This window comes from Paracoccus sp. (in: a-proteobacteria), assembly GCF_047973135.1.
In the GTDB taxonomy this organism is placed as follows: domain Bacteria; phylum Pseudomonadota; class Alphaproteobacteria; order Rhodobacterales; family Rhodobacteraceae; genus Paracoccus.
In genome coordinates, this window is sequence record NZ_JBKEBL010000185.1 from 1 (window position 1) to 16,623 (window position 16,623).

17 protein-coding genes and 2 tRNA genes are annotated in these 16,623 nt (G+C 64.9%); 5 read left to right on the plus strand and 14 right to left on the minus strand.

Annotated features, from left to right (window positions below; translation table 11 throughout):
- The 4 genes from ACK5L9_RS14310 to ACK5L9_RS14325 form a co-directional block, all read right to left on the minus strand.
- Positions 1–924: ribonucleotide reductase N-terminal alpha domain-containing protein (locus tag ACK5L9_RS14310; RefSeq protein WP_416912144.1), on the minus strand; the 924-nt coding region annotated here is incomplete at its 3' end.
- A gap of 95 nt (positions 925–1,019) precedes the next feature.
- Positions 1,020–1,871, minus strand: coding sequence for a lysophospholipid acyltransferase family protein (locus ACK5L9_RS14315; protein ID WP_416912145.1), 852 nt, complete (start codon positions 1,869–1,871; stop codon positions 1,020–1,022).
- Complete coding sequence (locus tag ACK5L9_RS14320; RefSeq protein ID WP_416912146.1) at positions 1,868–2,647, minus strand: GNAT family N-acetyltransferase; 780 nt, start codon at positions 2,645–2,647, stop codon at positions 1,868–1,870. Before ACK5L9_RS14320 ends, ACK5L9_RS14315 begins: the two co-directional genes overlap by 4 nt.
- Before the next feature lie 148 nt (positions 2,648–2,795).
- Positions 2,796–2,975, minus strand: coding sequence for a DUF3553 domain-containing protein (locus ACK5L9_RS14325; RefSeq protein ID WP_416912147.1), 180 nt, complete (start codon positions 2,973–2,975; stop codon positions 2,796–2,798).
- Positions 2,976–3,015: 40 nt separating this feature from the next.
- Between ACK5L9_RS14325 and ACK5L9_RS14330 the strand changes: the two genes are divergently transcribed.
- Positions 3,016–3,642 carry a histidine phosphotransferase family protein gene (locus ACK5L9_RS14330; protein WP_416912148.1) on the plus strand — a complete coding sequence of 209 codons (627 nt, stop codon included), beginning with the start codon at positions 3,016–3,018 and terminating at the stop codon, positions 3,640–3,642.
- A 203-nt stretch (positions 3,643–3,845) separates the two neighbouring features.
- On the opposite strand, the gene ACK5L9_RS14335 is transcribed toward ACK5L9_RS14330, so the two are convergent.
- The 4 genes from ACK5L9_RS14335 to ACK5L9_RS14350 form a co-directional block, all read right to left on the minus strand.
- On the minus strand, positions 3,846–5,111 hold the full coding sequence (locus ACK5L9_RS14335; RefSeq protein ID WP_416912149.1) for a glutamate-5-semialdehyde dehydrogenase: 1,266 nt from the start codon (positions 5,109–5,111) through the stop codon (positions 3,846–3,848).
- Between the two features lie 263 nt (positions 5,112–5,374).
- Positions 5,375–5,451 (minus strand) — tRNA-Asp (locus tag ACK5L9_RS14340).
- A 26-nt stretch (positions 5,452–5,477) separates the two neighbouring features.
- Positions 5,478–5,554 (minus strand) — tRNA-Asp (locus ACK5L9_RS14345).
- A 93-nt stretch (positions 5,555–5,647) separates the two neighbouring features.
- On the minus strand, positions 5,648–6,775 hold the full coding sequence (locus tag ACK5L9_RS14350; protein WP_416912150.1) for an anhydro-N-acetylmuramic acid kinase: 1,128 nt from the start codon (positions 6,773–6,775) through the stop codon (positions 5,648–5,650).
- 55 nt (positions 6,776–6,830) lie between these two features.
- On the opposite strand from ACK5L9_RS14350, the gene tyrS reads away from it, so the two are divergent.
- Positions 6,831–8,075, plus strand: coding sequence for a tyrosine--tRNA ligase (gene tyrS, locus ACK5L9_RS14355; RefSeq protein ID WP_416912151.1), 1,245 nt, complete (start codon positions 6,831–6,833; stop codon positions 8,073–8,075).
- Between the two features lie 125 nt (positions 8,076–8,200).
- On the plus strand, positions 8,201–8,344 hold the full coding sequence (locus ACK5L9_RS14360) for a hypothetical protein (protein WP_416912152.1): 144 nt from the start codon (positions 8,201–8,203) through the stop codon (positions 8,342–8,344).
- A gap of 51 nt (positions 8,345–8,395) precedes the next feature.
- Here the strand turns inward: ACK5L9_RS14360 and ACK5L9_RS14365 are convergent, their stop codons facing one another.
- The 6 genes from ACK5L9_RS14365 to ACK5L9_RS14390 all read right to left on the minus strand — a co-directional run bounded on the left by ACK5L9_RS14365 (position 8,396) and on the right by ACK5L9_RS14390 (position 13,945).
- A complete protein-coding gene (locus ACK5L9_RS14365; RefSeq protein ID WP_416912153.1) occupies positions 8,396–9,391 on the minus strand; it encodes an SPOR domain-containing protein in 996 nt (331 codons plus the stop codon).
- 71 nt (positions 9,392–9,462) lie between these two features.
- Entirely contained in the window at positions 9,463–10,098 is a 636-nt protein-coding gene (gene upp / locus ACK5L9_RS14370) for a uracil phosphoribosyltransferase (RefSeq protein ID WP_416912154.1), read from the minus strand.
- On the minus strand, positions 10,095–11,054 hold the full coding sequence (locus ACK5L9_RS14375) for an adenosine deaminase (RefSeq protein ID WP_416912155.1): 960 nt from the start codon (positions 11,052–11,054) through the stop codon (positions 10,095–10,097). Before ACK5L9_RS14375 ends, upp begins: the two co-directional genes overlap by 4 nt.
- A complete protein-coding gene (locus ACK5L9_RS14380; protein WP_416912156.1) occupies positions 11,051–12,241 on the minus strand; it encodes a phosphopentomutase in 1,191 nt (396 codons plus the stop codon). Before ACK5L9_RS14380 ends, ACK5L9_RS14375 begins: the two co-directional genes overlap by 4 nt.
- Positions 12,234–13,526 carry a thymidine phosphorylase gene (locus ACK5L9_RS14385; protein ID WP_416912157.1) on the minus strand — a complete coding sequence of 431 codons (1,293 nt, stop codon included), beginning with the start codon at positions 13,524–13,526 and terminating at the stop codon, positions 12,234–12,236. The genes ACK5L9_RS14380 and ACK5L9_RS14385 overlap by 8 nt, the downstream gene beginning before the upstream one ends.
- Entirely contained in the window at positions 13,523–13,945 is a 423-nt protein-coding gene (locus ACK5L9_RS14390) for a cytidine deaminase (protein ID WP_416912158.1), read from the minus strand. The genes ACK5L9_RS14385 and ACK5L9_RS14390 overlap by 4 nt, the downstream gene beginning before the upstream one ends.
- Before the next feature lie 102 nt (positions 13,946–14,047).
- Between ACK5L9_RS14390 and ACK5L9_RS14395 the strand changes: the two genes are divergently transcribed.
- Positions 14,048–16,327: an NADP-dependent malic enzyme gene (locus tag ACK5L9_RS14395; RefSeq protein WP_416912159.1), complete on the plus strand. Its 2,280-nt coding sequence runs from the start codon at positions 14,048–14,050 to the stop codon at positions 16,325–16,327.
- Positions 16,328–16,418: 91 nt separating this feature from the next.
- On the plus strand, positions 16,419–16,623 hold a 205-nt coding region (locus tag ACK5L9_RS14400; RefSeq protein WP_416912160.1), incomplete at its 3' end, for an acetyl-coenzyme A synthetase N-terminal domain-containing protein.

Consider the following 16,623-nt stretch of genomic DNA (forward strand, 5'->3'; position numbering starts at 1 on the left):
CAGCTCATCCAGCGCGGCGGCGTCCAGTTCCGCCTCGTCCGAGAAGGGATTCCTGACCAGCCGCGCCAGATTGACCGAACCCAGCAGGCAGGCGCCATAGGGCGGCAGGGGCTGTTCGCCGCAAGGATTGGTCGCGGCGATGGTTTCGGCATAGTTCAGGTTGTTGGCCGCATTGATCCGGTCGATGAAGATCACCCCCGGCTCGGCATAGTCATAGGTCGCGCGCATGATCCGGTTCCACAGGTCGCGCGCCTGTACCGTGTGATAGACCTTGCCGCCGAAGGTCAGCTCCCACGGGGCATCGGCCCGGACGGCCTGCATGAAATCGTCGGTGATCAACACCGACAGGTTGAACATGCGCAGCCGGGCGCTGTCCTGTTTCGCCTGAATGAACTGTTCTATATCGGGGTGATCACAGCGCATCGTGGCCATCATCGCGCCGCGGCGGCTGCCCGCCGACATGATCGTGCGGCACATCGCGTCCCAGACATCCATGAAGGACAGCGGCCCCGAGGCATCCGCCGCCACCCCATGCACCGCCGCGCCGCGCGGGCGGATGGTACTGAAATCATAGCCGATGCCGCCGCCCTGTTGCATGGTCAGCGCGGCCTCTTTCAGCATCTCGAAGATACCGCCCATGCTGTCGGGAATCGTGCCCATGACAAAGCAGTTGAACAGCGTGACCGCCCGTCCTGTGCCTGCGCCCGCCAGAATCCGGCCTGCGGGCAGGAATTTGAAATCCTCCAGCGCGGCATAGAACCTGCTTTCCCATGCCGCCGGGTCCGCCTCGACTGCGGCCAGATCGCGGGCGACGCGGTGCCAGCTATCCTCGACCGAGGTGTCGATGGGCTGCCCCGCAGCGTCTTTCATCCGGTATTTCATGTCCCAGATTTGTTCGGCGATGGGGGCGGCAAAGCGGGTCATCAGACGTTCCTTGGTGGGTTGGGCGCAGAGCCCCACCGGATATTGTGGTCAGGTCGGCTGTGCAAGCCGGGATCATCATACACCGGATCGCGCGATTACCGAAAACCTTCGCGCACCCGCGCCTCGACCTCGGCGGACAGCGACTTGCGGTTGTGGCCCGCCACCGTTACCGGAGGGCCAAGCCGGATCGCCACCGATCCCTGTCGCCGTGCGGAAAGCACTGTCAGAATGTGATTGGCCAGGGCCATGTCGCCCCACCAGCCGTAAAAGCGCGGATCGGCACCATCGGGCGCATGATAGACCGCGCTTAGCGGCTGAATGGCCAGATCGGGCGGCAGGTCGGGATCCAGAAAGCCCTGAAACAGCGTCGGCTTGAAGGGCAGCACGCGCAGACCGTCCGTCGATGTGCCTTCGGGAAAGAACAGCAGCCGGTGTCCCGCCCGCACCCGCGCCGACAGTTCCAGCGCCTGCGCGCGGGCCAGTTTCGGATCGCGGATCACGAAATGGGTGTTGGTCACGGCAGTCAGGATATTGATGCCGGGCCAGCGGCGAACCTCGGATTTGCTGACGAAAAAGATCGGCATGGCGGCGTTCATCGTCAGGATATCCAGCCAGCTTGAATGATTCGCGACGACCGCGCCGGGGCCGCGCATCGGCATCCCCTCGCGCTGCCAGCGCAGGCCCATGCAGATCAGCACAAGGCGGCAGATGCCCTGCACATAAGGGCCGGTCACGGGGCGGCGGCTGCGCCAGACCGCCCATTCCAGCCCCCGCAACGGCAGGATCAGGATCACCCCGACCAGCAGCACCGCCACGGCCGGTACCCCGCGCCGCAGCACCCGCCACCAACCGCCAATGCCGTCGGGGCGCGGCAATTCGGGCGCGATGGTTCTGTCCCACTCGGCCGCATGTCTGCCCGCATCACCGTTTTCCCGCACGGGAATCATTGTCCCCGCCGGTTCTCATAGAATTTGAGATGTTTTTCAGACATCGCCTTGGTATCCATGCCCAGAAACACATCTGTCGTATTGAAGGAGCGGTCGATAAAGGCCCCCTCGCCCACCAGGCCTCCAAGCCGCAGATAGGCCTTGATCAGCGCCGGCATTGCGGTCATCGCCTCGCGCCGGTCCAACCGGTCGGCGGGGATCAGATCCATCCGCTGAAACCCCTCGGCCCGCGCCACGGGACGCAGGGCCGAGGGTGCCAGATGATGATGATGCAGCCAACTTAACGAGGGCGCAAGCGCATCTATGTCGGTGCCGTGGAAACTGGCCACGCCGAACAGAACCTCGATCTCCAGTTCCAGCACGTAATCGGCCAGCGCGTTCCACAGCAGAAACATCCCGGAACCGCCGCGATACGCGGGATCGACGCAGGATCGCCCCAGCTCCAGCAGCGACCGCCCCGATTCCCGCAACCGCGTCAGGTCATATTCGCCATCACAGTAGAAACGCCCGAATTCCTTGGCCCGCTGGCCCGGCAACAGGCGATAGACCCCGACCACGTGGCTTAAATCGTCATGGGGGCGGCGCTTGTCGATCAGGCAAAGGTGATCGACCACCGGATCGAATTCGTCGCGTTCAAGCCGCCGGTCATGATCGACCAGTGCGCCATCACCCCCCAGTTCCTCAACAAAGACGTGATAGCGCAGCCGTTGCGCAGCCAGAAGATCCCGTTCGCTGGTCGCGATGCGGATATCGAAATAAGAGGGGTCGGATTTCATCAGGTCGGGGTCACTGGGATGCACAGGCCTGACTGTCTAGGCAGTCGGACCCGCCTTGGCAACAAGATGCGTAAAATCAAAACAATTTCAGAGAAAGTATTGGCTGTACAATACCACCATAACGTGTAAATTTCAACCTCATGGGACACTACCTTTCACTTTTTCCTGCTATTTCAAGAACGACCCGCCTGCCATCAATCACTTGCTTGCCCGCCTCGGTGAAATTGACCGTGATTCGGTCTCCGATTCGGGACTGGACCTGGCCCTCGCCCCATTCGGGCGCGCCGGGGTGACGGACGATCATGCCGGGCTCAAGCATTTCATTCACGCGATTGTCCCCTTTTGTCACAAACTGAAGGTATGCAAGCATGACTGCCGAGACAACGCGTATTGCACCCGCAGAGCTGGCCGCGCTGGTCGGATCGCGGCTTTGTCACGACCTTGTGTCTCCGCTGGGCGCCATCGGAAATGGCGTTGAACTGCTGGAAATGTCCGGTGGGCTGGCGGGGGCGGGGCAAAGCCCCGAATTGCGACTGATATCCGAGTCGGTGGGTGCCGCCCGAAACCGCATTCAGGTGTTCCGCATGGCCTTTGGCCTGCCTTCGGCGGACCAGCGGATCGGCAGGCCCGAATTGCTGCGGCTGGTCGCCGCGCTGTCCGGACAGGGCCGGCTTGCCATCGAACTGGATGCCGGGGGCGATTTCGCCCGAGCCGAGATTCGCATGCTGATTCTGGCGCTGATGTGCATGGACACGGCCATGCCCTGGGGCGGGCGCGTGATCGTGCTGCATGACGCGCCGGGCTGGCGGCTGGTCGGCGAAAGCGACCGGACACGGGCCGATCCCTCGCTGTGGTCATGGCTGGACGGAAGGGCCCCTTGCCGCACCCCCGCCCCCGGCGAGGTGCAATTCGCCCTGCTGGCCGAGGCGGCGGCAGAATCGGGCCGCAGCCTGCACTGGGAACTGGATGATAACGGCGCCGAAATCACCTTCTGATCGCGGCAAGGCAGGCGCAGGGGTCGTCCCGCGCACCTGACCTGGCAGGCGTGGCGAGGCGGAAAGGGGGTGCGGACCAGGCAAAGCCCGTTCCGCGCGCTGCCGCCCGGCCGGAGGCGCGCCTTCGGCGCGCGCATTGGTCTGCGGATGGCGGGGACGGGCGCAACATTCCGCTGCGGCCCGGCCCTTCGGGCGCGGGCCATTCAGGCGCGGATCGTGCCGTTTCCCGTCACCAGATATTTGAAGCTGGTCAGTTGCTCGGCCCCGACCGGCCCGCGCGCATGCATCTTGCCGGTGGCGATGCCGATCTCGGCGCCCATGCCGAATTCGCCGCCATCGGCAAACTGGGTCGAGGCGTTGCGCATCAGGATTGCGCTGTCCAGCCCGGCAAAGAACCGCGCGGCGGTGCTGTCATTTTCGGTCAGGATCGATTCAGTGTGCTGGCTGCCAAAACGGCGGATATGGGCGATGGCACCGTCCACACCGTCCACCAGACAGGCGGCAATGATCATGTCCAGAAATTCGTGCCCGAAATCTTCGGGTTGTGCCGGAACCACGCCGGGCAGACCGGCCAGATCGCCCTCGGCCCGGACCTCGACCCCGGCGGCGACCAGATCGGCGATCAGCGCGGCGCGCAGCGCCGGATCGGCGGCGCGGTCGATCAGCAGGCACTCGGCGGCACCACATATCCCGGTGCGCCGGGTCTTGGCGTTCAGCACCACGGCCCGCGCCTTGACCGGATCGGCGTCGCGATCCGCATAGATGTGGCAGATGCCCTCCAGATGGGCAAAGACCGGCACCCGCGCCTCGCGCTGGACCAGCCCGACCAGCCCCTTGCCACCGCGCGGAATGATCACGTCGATCAGCCCCTGCGCCCGCAACATCGCGCTGACCGCCGCCCGATCACGCGTCGGCACAAGCTGGATCGCGGCCTCGGGCAATCCGGCCTGGCGCAGGCCCTGCACCATGCAGCCATGGATGGCGGCGCTGGAGTGCAAACTTTCCGAGCCGCCCCGCAAAATCACCGCATTCCCGGATTTCAGCGCCAGCGCGCCGGCATCTGCCGTCACATTCGGGCGGCTTTCATAAATCACCCCGATCACACCAATGGGGGTGCGCACCCGCTGGATATGCAGCCCCGTGGGCCGGTCCCATTCGCTGACCACCTCGCCCACCGGATCGCGCTGTTCGGCGACGGTGCGCAAGCCATCCCCGATCCCGCGCAGCCGGTCTGCATCCAGCCGCAGCCGGTCCATCATCGCATCGGTGAGGCCCTTTCCGCGTCCGAATTCCAGGTCGCGGGCATTGGCGTCAAGGATCTGTGGCGCGCGGGTACGGATCGCTTCGGCCGCACCGATCAGCGCGGCATGCTTGCGCTCGGCCGAGGCCACGGCCAGATCTACTGCCGCCGCCCGTGCCGCCTGACCCATTTTCGCGATCAGCGCCTCTGCGTCATCCATATCCTTCATCCTTTACCGCCCTCTGCCCCGGTTGAACCGCCCGATCCGCCGCTTTCTCATGCAGGCCGGGCCCCTCCATACCCAATCGGGCCGGAAAAAAGGAGTCCCGATCACGACCTTTCGCAAGGCCCGACAGGCCAGGTGCCCGCGCAGGGGGTCCGGGGGGAGCGAACTCCCCCGGCTATCGCGGGACGCAATCGACCACGTCACCACCGGGGCAACCATGCATGGCAGCCGGGCGCAGGGACAGCAACGAGCAGGAACGGGGATAATGGCGCGGTTGACGGGGCTCGAACCCGCGACCCCCGGCGTGACAGGCCGGTACTCTAACCAACTGAGCTACAACCGCGCATATATCGGGGCGAAAGGGGCAAGTGGCGCGGTTGACGGGGCTCGAACCCGCGACCCCCGGCGTGACAGGCCGGTACTCTAACCAACTGAGCTACAACCGCACACTCACCTTCCCCGGCCGATCGCCCGCCGGGGTGAGCGGGGTTTACGCAGCTCATGCGCCCCCGTCAAGAGAGTGCGGCAGAATTTTCGCCTCATCCTTGCCAACCGCGCGCGGATGACTGACGCGGATGACTGATCCGTCCGCCGCAGACCGGCGCAGGCACCCCCGTCGTCATCGGCCCCGAAGTCGGCAGGCCCCTCTGCACCCGCACCGCCAGCCAGCCGAATGCCTGCGCCTCAAGCATATCGCCATCCAGTCCCACGGCCTCGACCGGTTGCACCTCGGCCTGCACAACCCCTTGCAATGAGGCCATGATCTGCGGATTGCGACGCCCGCCACCGCAGACCAGCAGCGCCTTCGGGGGCGAGGGAAGCCAGCGCATCCCCGCCGCGACCGACCCTGCCACCGCAGCCACCAGCGTTGCGGCGGCATCGGCGTCGGCCAGCGGCTGCACGGCTGCCACAAGCCCCGCGAACTGGTCGCGGTCCAGCGATTTCGGCGGCTGGCGGTCGAAAAAGGGATGGCTCAGGAAGGCTGCGATGATCGCGTCATCCACCTGCCCCCGCGCGGCCAGCGCCCCCCCGGCATCATATGGTTTGCGCAGCCGCGCCCGCATCAGATCGTTGATGGGTGCATTGGCGGGGCCGGTGTCAAAGGCCAGACAGGCACCCGAAGCCTCGGGCGCGGGCGCAGCGGGATCGACCCAGGTGATATTGCCCACGCCGCCAAGGTTCAGAAAGGCAACCGGCGCGGCGGGCAGCCGGCCCTGCCCCACCGCCCATTCCGCGCAGGCCCAGTGAAAGAACGGCACCAGCGGCGCGCCCTCGCCGCCCTGCCGCACATCTTCTGAACGGAAATCCCAGACGACGGGCCGCCCGGTCCGTCGCGCCAGTTCCGCGCCGTCTCCGGCCTGATGCGTACCCCGGCCACGCGGATCATGCGCGAGGGTCTGCCCGTGAAATCCGATCAGCCCGGCCTCGGGGAAATTTGCGGCCAGCGCAGCATGGCTGGCGACGGCAATCTCTGCCGCGCCTGTCACGCCGGGTTCATCCGGCCAACGGCCAAGCGCATCATGCAGCACGGCGGCTTCATTGTCCGACGTGGCGCGAAAGTCGCTGCGGCCAAAGCCGCCAATCCGGATGCCGTCCGTCTCGATCATCGCCGCATCGACCCCGTCCATCGAGGTTCCCGACATCATCCCCAAAGCCCGGATCATCATGCTTTTCCTTTGCTGCCACAGCCGGTATATCCGCCCCGATCAGAAGGAAAAAGCCATGACTCACCAGCCGAAATCCGATTTCCTGCGCGTGATGATCGAACGCGGCTATGTCGCCGATTGCACGGATTACGATGGGCTTGACAAGGCGCTGCTGGCCGGGCCGGTGACGGCCTATATCGGCTATGACGCGACCGCTGCCAGCCTGCATGTCGGGCATCTGCTGAACATCATGATGCTGCGCTGGTTCCAGAAAACCGGCAACCGCCCCATCACGTTGATGGGCGGCGGCACGACCAAGGTGGGCGACCCCTCGTTCCGTTCGGATGAAAGGCCACTGCTGGACGCTGCGGCAATTCAGGCGAATATCGACGGCATGCAAAGGGTCTTTGCGCGCTATCTGGATTACCGGCCCGACGGCGCGATGATGCTGGACAATGCCGAATGGCTGGACGATCTGAATTATCTGGAATTTCTGCGCGACATCGGACGGCATTTCAGCGTCAACCGCATGCTGTCCTTTGAATCGGTGAAATCCAGGCTGGACCGCGAACAATCGCTGTCCTTTCTGGAATTCAATTACATGATCCTGCAAGCCTATGACTTCCTTGAACTGAACCGCCGCCACGGCTGTCAGTTGCAGATGGGCGGCAGCGATCAATGGGGCAATATCGTCAACGGCATCGACCTGACCCGCAGGGTGGATGACAGGGTGATCTGGGGGCTGACTTCGCCGCTGCTGACCACCAGCGACGGGCGCAAGATGGGCAAGTCGCAGGGCGGTGCGATCTGGCTGAATGGCGACATGCTCAGCCCCTATGATTTCTGGCAGTTCTGGCGCAACACCACCGATGCCGATGTGGGGCGGTTCCTGAAGCTGTACACCGAATTGCCGGTCGCTGAATGTGACCGGCTGGCCGCCTTGCAAGGGTCCGGGATCAACGAGGCCAAGATCCGGCTGGCCAATGAGGTGACGACCCTTCTGCATGGTGCCGATGCCGCCGCCAGCGCCGAAGCGACCGCGCGCGAGGTGTTCGAGCAGGGCGGTGCCGGGGGCGATCTTGAGGTGGCTGTCCTGCCTGCCGATGTGCTGTCGAATGGCATCAATGTGGTGCAGATGCTGGTCCAGACGGGAATCACCGCCAGCGGCAAAGAGGCCAAGCGGCTGATCGCCGAAGGCGGGTTGCGGCTGAACAATCAGCCGGTCACGGATCCGCTGCTAAAGGTTGACGCTGCGTTAGTTGGTGGCGGGCTGAAAGTCTCGGTCGGCAAGAAAAAACACAGGATGGTGCAGGTCGGATAAGGCGCTTGCCGCAATGCAGCAATGCAGTGGCAGCATAGGTCGGAACATGGCGCTGGATTTCGTTACAGTTTGTTCATAATTGAGCATATGTACTCATAAATCCGCCCCGACAGAAGACGCCTCAAATGCCCAAACCGCAGACCATCGCCGACCGGATTCGCGAAGCCGAAGTGCAGGACGCGCTTGAACAACTGTTCGGCGACGACCGCCGAAAAGACCGCACGAACAAGGCCATCGTGACCGATCTGGACGCCGCCAAGGACGCCTGAACCGGCAACCTTGCACCTGCCACGCCCGCCTCGCGGGCATGGCGAATCATCTTAGCGGGCAATTGCATGCGGATAGCCATGCGCCCGCAACCGGTTCAACGCTGCAACCAGTGCCTGCCTGTCTGTGAACGGCCCCGCCAGTATCAGGCGAACGGCCCGGTTGTCCCGCCGCTGGAAACTTTGCGCCGTCTTGTAACCCAACCCCGACAGCCGCCGGATGGTTCCCGATGCGTTCTGGTCTTCGGCATAAATACCGACCTGAACATAACGGGCCGAGGCCGGGATCATTTCGACAGCCCCGGCGGCGGCCGGTCGCTTTGTTGCGCGCCGCGCGCTCGCCATGGCCGGCGGGCGCGGCGCGGCGGCTTGCTGCCGGGCCATCGGCGGTTGCGCAGCGACGGGGTGCGCGGCCTCTGCCGGTGCGGATGGCGGCATCCCGGCCCTGGTCCGCTGACCGGCCAGAACACGTTCCTCGGGCGTGGGCGCGCGCATGCCGGGGCACAGGCCCTGGGTCACATCCGCGCCCAGAATCGGTTCCGGGCTGACATCGGGACGATAGCCCAGTTGCGCGCAAAGCCCCGAGGTCGAATTTCCGGCCGCCGCAACAGCCTGTTGGACCCTGGCCTGATATTCGGCCATCTGCCCCAGCCTGCCCTGAAGGGGATTGGGCATGTTGTGCGGCGGCACCTCGCGCCGGGTCTCCGCCGGACGCTGATCGGCGGCAAATTCGCCCTGTCGCAGACCAGTGGCAAGTTTCCGGGCCAGCAATTCCTCGGCCCCGGCGATTTCGGGCTGTTCGGGTTGGGTCAGGACCGACACCGTGTCGGGATCCTGCCGCCGTGACGACATACTGGGTGGAAAGCCGCAAACCGGCTGGCCCGCGCCATCCCGGCGGCGGACCCATGTATCATGCTGCAAGACAAAGACGCAGCCTGTGTCATCGACATATTGCGCCCCGCCGAACCCCTCGGGCGGCGGCGGCACGGGCTTTGCCCATGCGGTCGCCACCAGCACCACATACCAGCCCAAGGCCCAGAATACCCGCATAAGCCACCCCGCGATTTGACCGTTCGGGCCAATCCTTAGCGGGATTTTCTGAACGCCGGGTTAAGGCGCGCCTATTTCGTGCCGAACATCCGGTCCCCGGCATCGCCCAGACCCGGCACGATATAGCCGTGGTCGTTCAGCTTTTCGTCCAGCGCGGCAGTAAAGACCGGCACGTCGGGATGGGCGTGCCGCATCCGCTCTACCCCTTCGGGCGCGGCGAGAAGGCACAGGAAACGCAGGTTTCTGGCGCCATGTTCCTTAAGCTTGTCAATCGCCGCAACCGAGGAATTGCCGGTCGCCAGCATCGGATCGACAACGATGGTCATCCGCTGGTCCAGAAGATTCGGCACCTTGCAGTAATATTCGACCGGTTGCAGCGTGACGGGGTCGCGATACAGCCCGACAAACCCCACCCGCGCCGAGGGAATCAGTTCCAGAATTCCGTCCAGCAGCCCGTTCCCCGCCCTCAGGATCGAGATCAGCGCCAGCTTTTGTCCCTCAAGCGTGGGGGCGTCCATCGGGCAGATCGGGGTATCGATTCGCGTCGTGGTCAGCTCCAGCTCGCGCGTGACTTCATAGGCCAGAAGCAGGCTGATCTCGCGCAGGAGGCGGCGGAAACCGGCGGTGGATACGTCCTTCTTACGCATGATCGTCAGCTTGTGCTGCACCAGCGGGTGATCGATGACGGTCAGGTGCTGTTGGGTCACGAAAATTCCTTTCTCAGCCGGTCGCGGGTCGCCGCATCGCAGAATGCAGCTTCGGCGGCCCATAGATTGATCTGCGCGAACTCGGTATCGCCCCAGCCGAAGGCATCCGCAAGTCGGTCGTATTCGTGTTGCATCGTGGTGTGAAAAAACGGGGGATCGTCGGTCGAAACGGTGACTTTCACCCCCGCATCCACCAGGGTCGCGATGGGATGGGCCTGCCAGTCGCGCCATAGCCCAAGTGCAATGTTCGAGCCGGGGCAGACCTCAAGCACGATGCCGCGCCGGGCCAGATCGCAGACCAGTTCCGGGTTCTCGATGGCGCGGACGCCGTGGCCGATGCGGCTGACACCCAGATCCAGCGCCTGCCGGATGCTGTCGAACCCGCCCCATTCTCCTGCATGGCAGGTCAGGCCCAGACCGGCCTCGCGGGCGCAGTCGAAACTCCAGCCGAAATCGGTCGCTTGGCCGACATCCTCGGCCCCGCCCATGCCGAACCCGGTGATCCAGCCGCCCGAGGTTTCAGCCGCGCAGATGGCGCTGCGGCGGGCGCGCTCGGGGCCGAAATGGCGGATGCAGGTAACGATGCCGCGGCTGTCGATGCCCTGTGCACGCATGCGGTCGGCAACCTCGGTCATGGCGGCAAGATAGTCGCGCCACGCGGACAGGTCTCCGCCGCCGCAAAATTCGGGCGAGACGAATAATTCGGTATAGATCACACCGTTTTCTGCGCTGCGTTCCAGGACTTCGGCCAAGAGCCGCGCATAATCCTGAGGGGTGGTCAGGGTGCCGGTTGCGGCTTCGTAGACACGCAGGAAATCGGCAAAGCCGGAATAGGCATAGTTGCCGTGCGCGTCGAAAATGCGGCCGGGATCAAGGCCCTTTTCCAGAGCAAGGCCACGGATGAAGGCAGGCGGTGCCGCGCCTTCAAGATGCAGGTGCAGTTCGATTTTCTTCACAGGAACGACTTTCCATGTCCGGGGGCGGGCAGGCCCAGATGCGCCATGACCGAAGCCCCGATGTCGCTGAAGCCGACCAGCCCCACCGCGCGCGCGCCGACCCCATGCCCCAGAACCGGGATGCGTTCGCGCGTGTGATCGGTGCCGTGCCAGGACGGATCGTTGCCGTGATCGGCGGTAAAGATCGCCAGATCGCCGGGACGCAACGCCGCGATCAGCCTGCCCGCGATGCCGTCGAACCATTCCAGTTGCGCGGCGTAACCGGGAATGTCGCGGCGATGGCCAAAATTCGAATCGAATTCGACGAAATTGGCGAAGGTCAGGCTGCCTGGCGCGGCCTCGTGGCCCAACCGGATCAGATGCCCGGCCAGATCAGCGTCGGATTTTCCCTTGTGCAGATGCGCAATGCCGCGATGGCTGAAAATATCGCCGATCTTGCCGATGGCATGGGTGACGCGCCCGGCCCCGGCGGCGATGTCCAGAATCGTGTCGGCGGGCGGGGCGATGGCGAAGTCTCGGCGGTTGGGCGTGCGCGTGAAACGCCCCGGCCCGTCGCCCAGAAAGGGCCGCGCAATGGCCCGCCCGACCTTCATCGCATGCAGCATCGGGGCCAGCCCCTCACACAGCGCCAGCAGCCGTTCCAGCCCGAAGACCTGTTCATGCGCGGCAATCTGCAAGACGCTGTCCACCGAGGTATAGCAGATCGGCCAGCCCGTGCGCAGATGTTCGGCGCCGTAATCCTCGATCACTTCGGTGCCCGAGGCGTGGCAATTGGCCAGAATGCCATCCGTGCCCGCCAGTTCGCAGATCCGCGCCGTCACCTCGGGCGGAAAGGCGGGCTGCGTGTCGGGAAAATAATGCCAGTCCCAGGGCACCGGCACCCCGGCGATTTCCCAATGCCCCGATGGCGTGTCCTTGCCGCGCGACAGCTCGGTTGCGGCACCCCACAGGCCGCGCGGTTCCGTCCCCAGCCCCGGCGCATCCAGATCCGAGGCCAGCCGAACCGCCGCCCCCATGCCCAGTCCGTCCAGATGCGGGATGCGCAAGCGCTGCGCCTGCGCGATATGGCCCACGGTATTTGCGCCGGTATCGGGCCTGCCATCGTTGAAAAAGCCGTCGGCATCCGGCGCGCCACCGATCCCCACACTGTCCATGACGATCAGGAAGGCGCGGCGTTGGTCAGTCATTCATGGTGATCCTGTGGCGGACAAGCGGGCCGGGCGTCGCGGCCTCGCCGATCGTGTAAGCCGCCTGAACGGCGGCAATGGCGCTTTCGGCGGCACTGGTGTCGGCGGCGTGAACCATCGCCAAAGGCGCATCCGGACCAACCGTTTCGCCCAGCCGGGCCATGCGGTCAAGCCCCACACGATGATCGATCCTTTCGCCCGCGCGCACCCTGCCCCCGCCCAGGGCGACCACGGCATGACCCAGAGCGGTGACATCGATTGCGGCGACGGCACCGGCGGGCGCGGGCACGGGGCGAATGACCGGAGCGGTGGCCAGATGATCCTGCGGCCGGTCCAGCAGATCGCGCGGCCCGCCCTGTGCGGCAACCATACGGGCAAAGATTTCTGCCGCAGCCCCGCTGTCCAGCGCATCGGCCAGCCCCGCCGCATCCTGCCCCGCCAGACGCAGGCATTCCGCCGACAGATCCAGCGTCAGGTCGCGCAACGCGCCCGCCTCGCCCCGCAGGACGCGGATCGCCTCGGCCACTTCAAGCGCGTTTCCGGCGCTGCGGGCCAGCGGCTGGTCCATGTCGGTGATCAGCGCCGAGGTCCGGCAGCCCGCCCCGTTCGCCGTCTGCACCAACGCGCGCGCCAGTTCCATCGCCGCATCCACACCCTTCAGGAACGCACCCGACCCGGCCTTGACGTCCAGCACCAGCCCTTCAAGCCCCGCCGCCAGCTTCTTGGACAGGATCGAGGCGGTAATCAGATCGACCGATTCCACCGTCGCCGATTCGTCGCGAATGGCGTAAAGGCGGCGATCGGCAGGGGCGAAATCCCCGGTCGCGGCTACAATCGCGCAGCCCGTGTCGCGCACGATGTCACGGAACCGCTCGCCGGGCTGGTCGCACATATAACCCGGTATCGCCTCAAGCTTGTCCAGCGTGCCACCGGTGTGACCCAGCCCCCGCCCGGAAATCATTGGCACGAACACCCCCCGCGCGGCCAGCAGTGGCGCAAGGATCAGGCTGACCGTATCGCCGATTCCGCCAGTGGAATGCTTGTCCACCACCGGCCCCGGCAGATCCCATCGCAGCACCTCGCCCGAATCGCGCATCGCCCGCGTCAGCGCGACCCGCCCCCCCTCACCCGCGCCGCGCGTCAGCACGGCCATCGCGAATGCCGCCGCCTGCGCATCGCTGACCGAGCCGTCGGCCAGCCCCTTTGCGATCAGCGCGGCGCCGGGGCCGTCCAGCCCCCGCCCGTCACGGATCGCAGCAATCACCGGTCGCGGATCGGCGGTCATTTCGCGTGGCTCATATGGGCGACGTCGAACCGGCCGGGCAGCAATTCGCCAATCGTCGTGGCCAGTGTCTCGCCCTCGACTGTGGCCAGCAGGACCGGCGTGTCGGCCTTGCCAAATTCGGCCAGCTTCTGTCGGCAACCGCCGCAGGGCGGACATGGCGCGGGCGCGTCGGCGATGATGGCGACCTCGATCAGCTCGGTCTCGCCCGCTGCGACCATGGCGGCAATCGCCCCGGCCTCGGCGCAGGTTCCTTCGGGATAGGCCACATTCTCTACGTTGCAGCCCCGATAGATCGCCCCCGAGGCCCCGCGCACGGCGGCCCCCACCTTGAAATGCGAATAGGGGACATAGGCCAATTCGCGCACTTCGCGCGCAGCATCCAACAGCGACATCGTTCCGCCTTTCCTCTGCCTTGCCACAATTTGGGCCCTGAGCTGCTGCAAAGCAAGCCGAACCCTGTTGTTCCCCGCCGCCGATATGGTTTAACGGTCAATCAATCGGGTAACGGAGAGGTACAGGTCATGGACGAACGCAGGCAGGAATCGCCGCGGCAGGCGGCTTTGGATTATCACGAATTTCCAAAGCCCGGAAAGCTTGAGGTGCGCGCCACCAAACCCCTGGCCAATGGCCGTGACCTGTCGCGCGCCTATTCGCCCGGAGTGGCCGAAGCCTGTCTGGAAATCAAGGCCGATCCGGCGACGGCCAGCCGATATACCTCGCGTGGGAATCTGGTCGCCGTCGTGTCGAACGGAACAGCGGTTCTGGGCCTTGGCAATATCGGCGCGGCCGCGTCCAAGCCGGTGATGGAGGGCAAGGCGGTCCTGTTCAAGAAATTCGCCAATATCGACTGTTTCGATCTTGAGGTGAACGAACCTGACCCCGAAAAGCTGGCAGAAATCGTCTGTTCGCTGGAACCGACATTCGGTGCGATAAACCTTGAAGATATCAAGGCACCCGATTGTTTTATAGTCGAAAAAATCTGCCGTGAGCGGATGAACATCCCGGTGTTCCACGACGATCAGCACGGCACTGCCATCGTTGTCGGCGCAGCGGCGACCAATGCGCTGCGCGTGGTTGGCAAAAGTTTTGACCAGATCAAGGTCGTCTCGACCGGAGGCGGCGCGGCGGGGATCGCCTGCCTGGATATGCTGCTGAAACTGGGCGTGAAACGCGAAAACGTCTGGCTGTGCGACATCAAGGGGCTGGTCTATGCGGGTCGGACCGAGGAAATGACCCCGCAAAAGGCCGCCTATGCGCAGGCCAGCGAACTGCGGACGCTGGATCAGGTGATCGAGGGGGCGGATCTGTTCCTTGGCCTGTCCGGCCCCGGTGTGCTGAAGCCCGAAATGGTCGGAAAAATGGCCGATCCGCCCATCGTCTTTGCCCTGGCCAACCCGACCCCCGAAATCCTGCCCGACGAGGTGCGCAGCGTTGCGCCGAACGCGATCATCGCCACGGGCCGCAGCGATTTTCCCAATCAGGTCAATAACGTCCTGTGCTTTCCTTTTATCTTTCGAGGGGCGCTGGATGTCGGGGCCACGACGATCAACAGCGAAATGGAGGTCGCCTGTGTCGAGGGCATTGCCGCCCTTGCCCGCGCCACCACCGCAGCCGAGGCCGCAGCCGCCTATCGCGGCGAGACGCTGACCTTTGGCCCGGATTATCTGATCCCGAAACCGTTCGATCCCCGGCTGATCGGCGTCGTGTCCTCGGCGGTAGCCCGTGCCGCGATGGCAACCGGCGTCGCGATGCGGCCGATCGACGATATCGAGGCCTACAAACGCAAGCTTGACGGCTCGGTCTTCAAATCGGCTTTGATCATGCGACCGGTCTTTGAGGCCGCGGCGACGGCGGAACGCGGCATCGTCTTTGCCGAGGGCGAGGATGAACGCGTCCTGCGCGCCGCCAATGCCATGCTTGAGGAAACCACCGACGTTCCCATCCTGATCGGTCGCCCCGACGTGATCGCCACGCGGGCCGAGCGGGCGGGGCTGCAAATCCGGCCCGAGAAGGATTTCCAGATCGTGAACCCGGAAAACGATCCGCGCTATCGCGACTATTGGGAAACATATCATCAACTGATGGCGCGGCGCGGGGTCAGCCCCGACATCGCGCGGGCGATCATGCGCACCAATACCACCGCCATCGGCGCGGTCATGGTCCACCGGGGCGAGGCCGACAGCCTGATCTGCGGGACGTTCGGACAATATTCATGGCATCTGAACTATGTTCGTCAGGTGCTGGCACGCGGCGGTCTGCGTCCGGTCGGCGCGCTGTCGATGATCATCCTTGAGGACGGGCCGATCTTCGTCGCCGACACGCAGGTCAATCACGATCCGACCGCGCCCGAGATCGCCGAAACGGTCATCGGTGCCGCGCGCCATGTCCGCCGCTTCGGGATCGTACCGCGCATCGCGCTGTGCAGCCATTCGCAATTCGGCAATCTCGACACGCCCTCCAGCCGCCGCATGCGCGAGGCGATGGAAATCCTTGAGGGACGCGAGGTCGATTTCCAGTTCGACGGCGAAATGCAGGTCGATTCCGCGCTGGATCCGCTGCTGCGCGAAAGGCTGCTGCCGGGCGCGCGGCTGGAAGGCGCGGCCAATGTGCTGATCTTTTCCAGCAGCGACGCGGCCTCGGCCACGCGCAATGCGCTGAAAATCAAGGCTGGCGGGCTGGAGGTCGGGCCGATCCTGATGGGCATGGGCAACCGCGCGCATATCGTGACCCCCTCGATCACCGCGCGCGGCCTGCTGAACATCAGCGCCCTCGCCGGAACCCCGGTGGCCCAGTACGGCTGAGGGCCCCTGTTACCCCCGGTCAGTCTTTGCAACTCTTGCGCACCGCATGTCGCAAGCGTTACGAAAATGTCAAACATGGAGGAGTCGCGGAATGGGTTACTCTGAGACTTACGCGCGCTGGCGCTCTGACCCCGAAGCGTTCTGGATGGAGGCTGCTGGCTCCATCGACTGGGTGCGACCGCCATCCAAGGCCCTTTGGGACGAGAATGCGCCGCTCTATGAATGGTACTCGGACGGGCTGGTGAACGGCTGCTGGAACGCGGTCGACCGCCATGTCGAGGCGGGCCACGGCGACC

Excerpts from the sequence above, each read along its gene's own strand:
- ACK5L9_RS14315 (WP_416912145.1), bottom strand. The coding sequence starts at position 1,871 with ATGATTCCCGTGCGGGAAAACGGTGATGCGGGCAGACATGCGGCCGAG.
- ACK5L9_RS14320 (WP_416912146.1), bottom strand. The coding sequence starts at position 2,647 with ATGAAATCCGACCCCTCTTATTTCGATATCCGCATCGCGACCAGCGAA.
- ACK5L9_RS14330 (WP_416912148.1), top strand. The coding sequence starts at position 3,016 with ATGACTGCCGAGACAACGCGTATTGCACCCGCAGAGCTGGCCGCGCTG.
- ACK5L9_RS14335 (WP_416912149.1), bottom strand. The coding sequence starts at position 5,111 with ATGAAGGATATGGATGACGCAGAGGCGCTGATCGCGAAAATGGGTCAG.
- ACK5L9_RS14350 (WP_416912150.1), bottom strand. The coding sequence starts at position 6,775 with ATGATGATCCGGGCTTTGGGGATGATGTCGGGAACCTCGATGGACGGG.
- tyrS (WP_416912151.1), top strand. The coding sequence starts at position 6,831 with ATGACTCACCAGCCGAAATCCGATTTCCTGCGCGTGATGATCGAACGC.
- ACK5L9_RS14360 (WP_416912152.1), top strand. The coding sequence starts at position 8,201 with ATGCCCAAACCGCAGACCATCGCCGACCGGATTCGCGAAGCCGAAGTG.
- ACK5L9_RS14365 (WP_416912153.1), bottom strand. The coding sequence starts at position 9,391 with ATGCGGGTATTCTGGGCCTTGGGCTGGTATGTGGTGCTGGTGGCGACC.
- ACK5L9_RS14380 (WP_416912156.1), bottom strand. The coding sequence starts at position 12,241 with ATGACTGACCAACGCCGCGCCTTCCTGATCGTCATGGACAGTGTGGGG.
- ACK5L9_RS14385 (WP_416912157.1), bottom strand. The coding sequence starts at position 13,526 with ATGACCGCCGATCCGCGACCGGTGATTGCTGCGATCCGTGACGGGCGG.
- ACK5L9_RS14395 (WP_416912159.1), top strand. The coding sequence starts at position 14,048 with ATGGACGAACGCAGGCAGGAATCGCCGCGGCAGGCGGCTTTGGATTAT.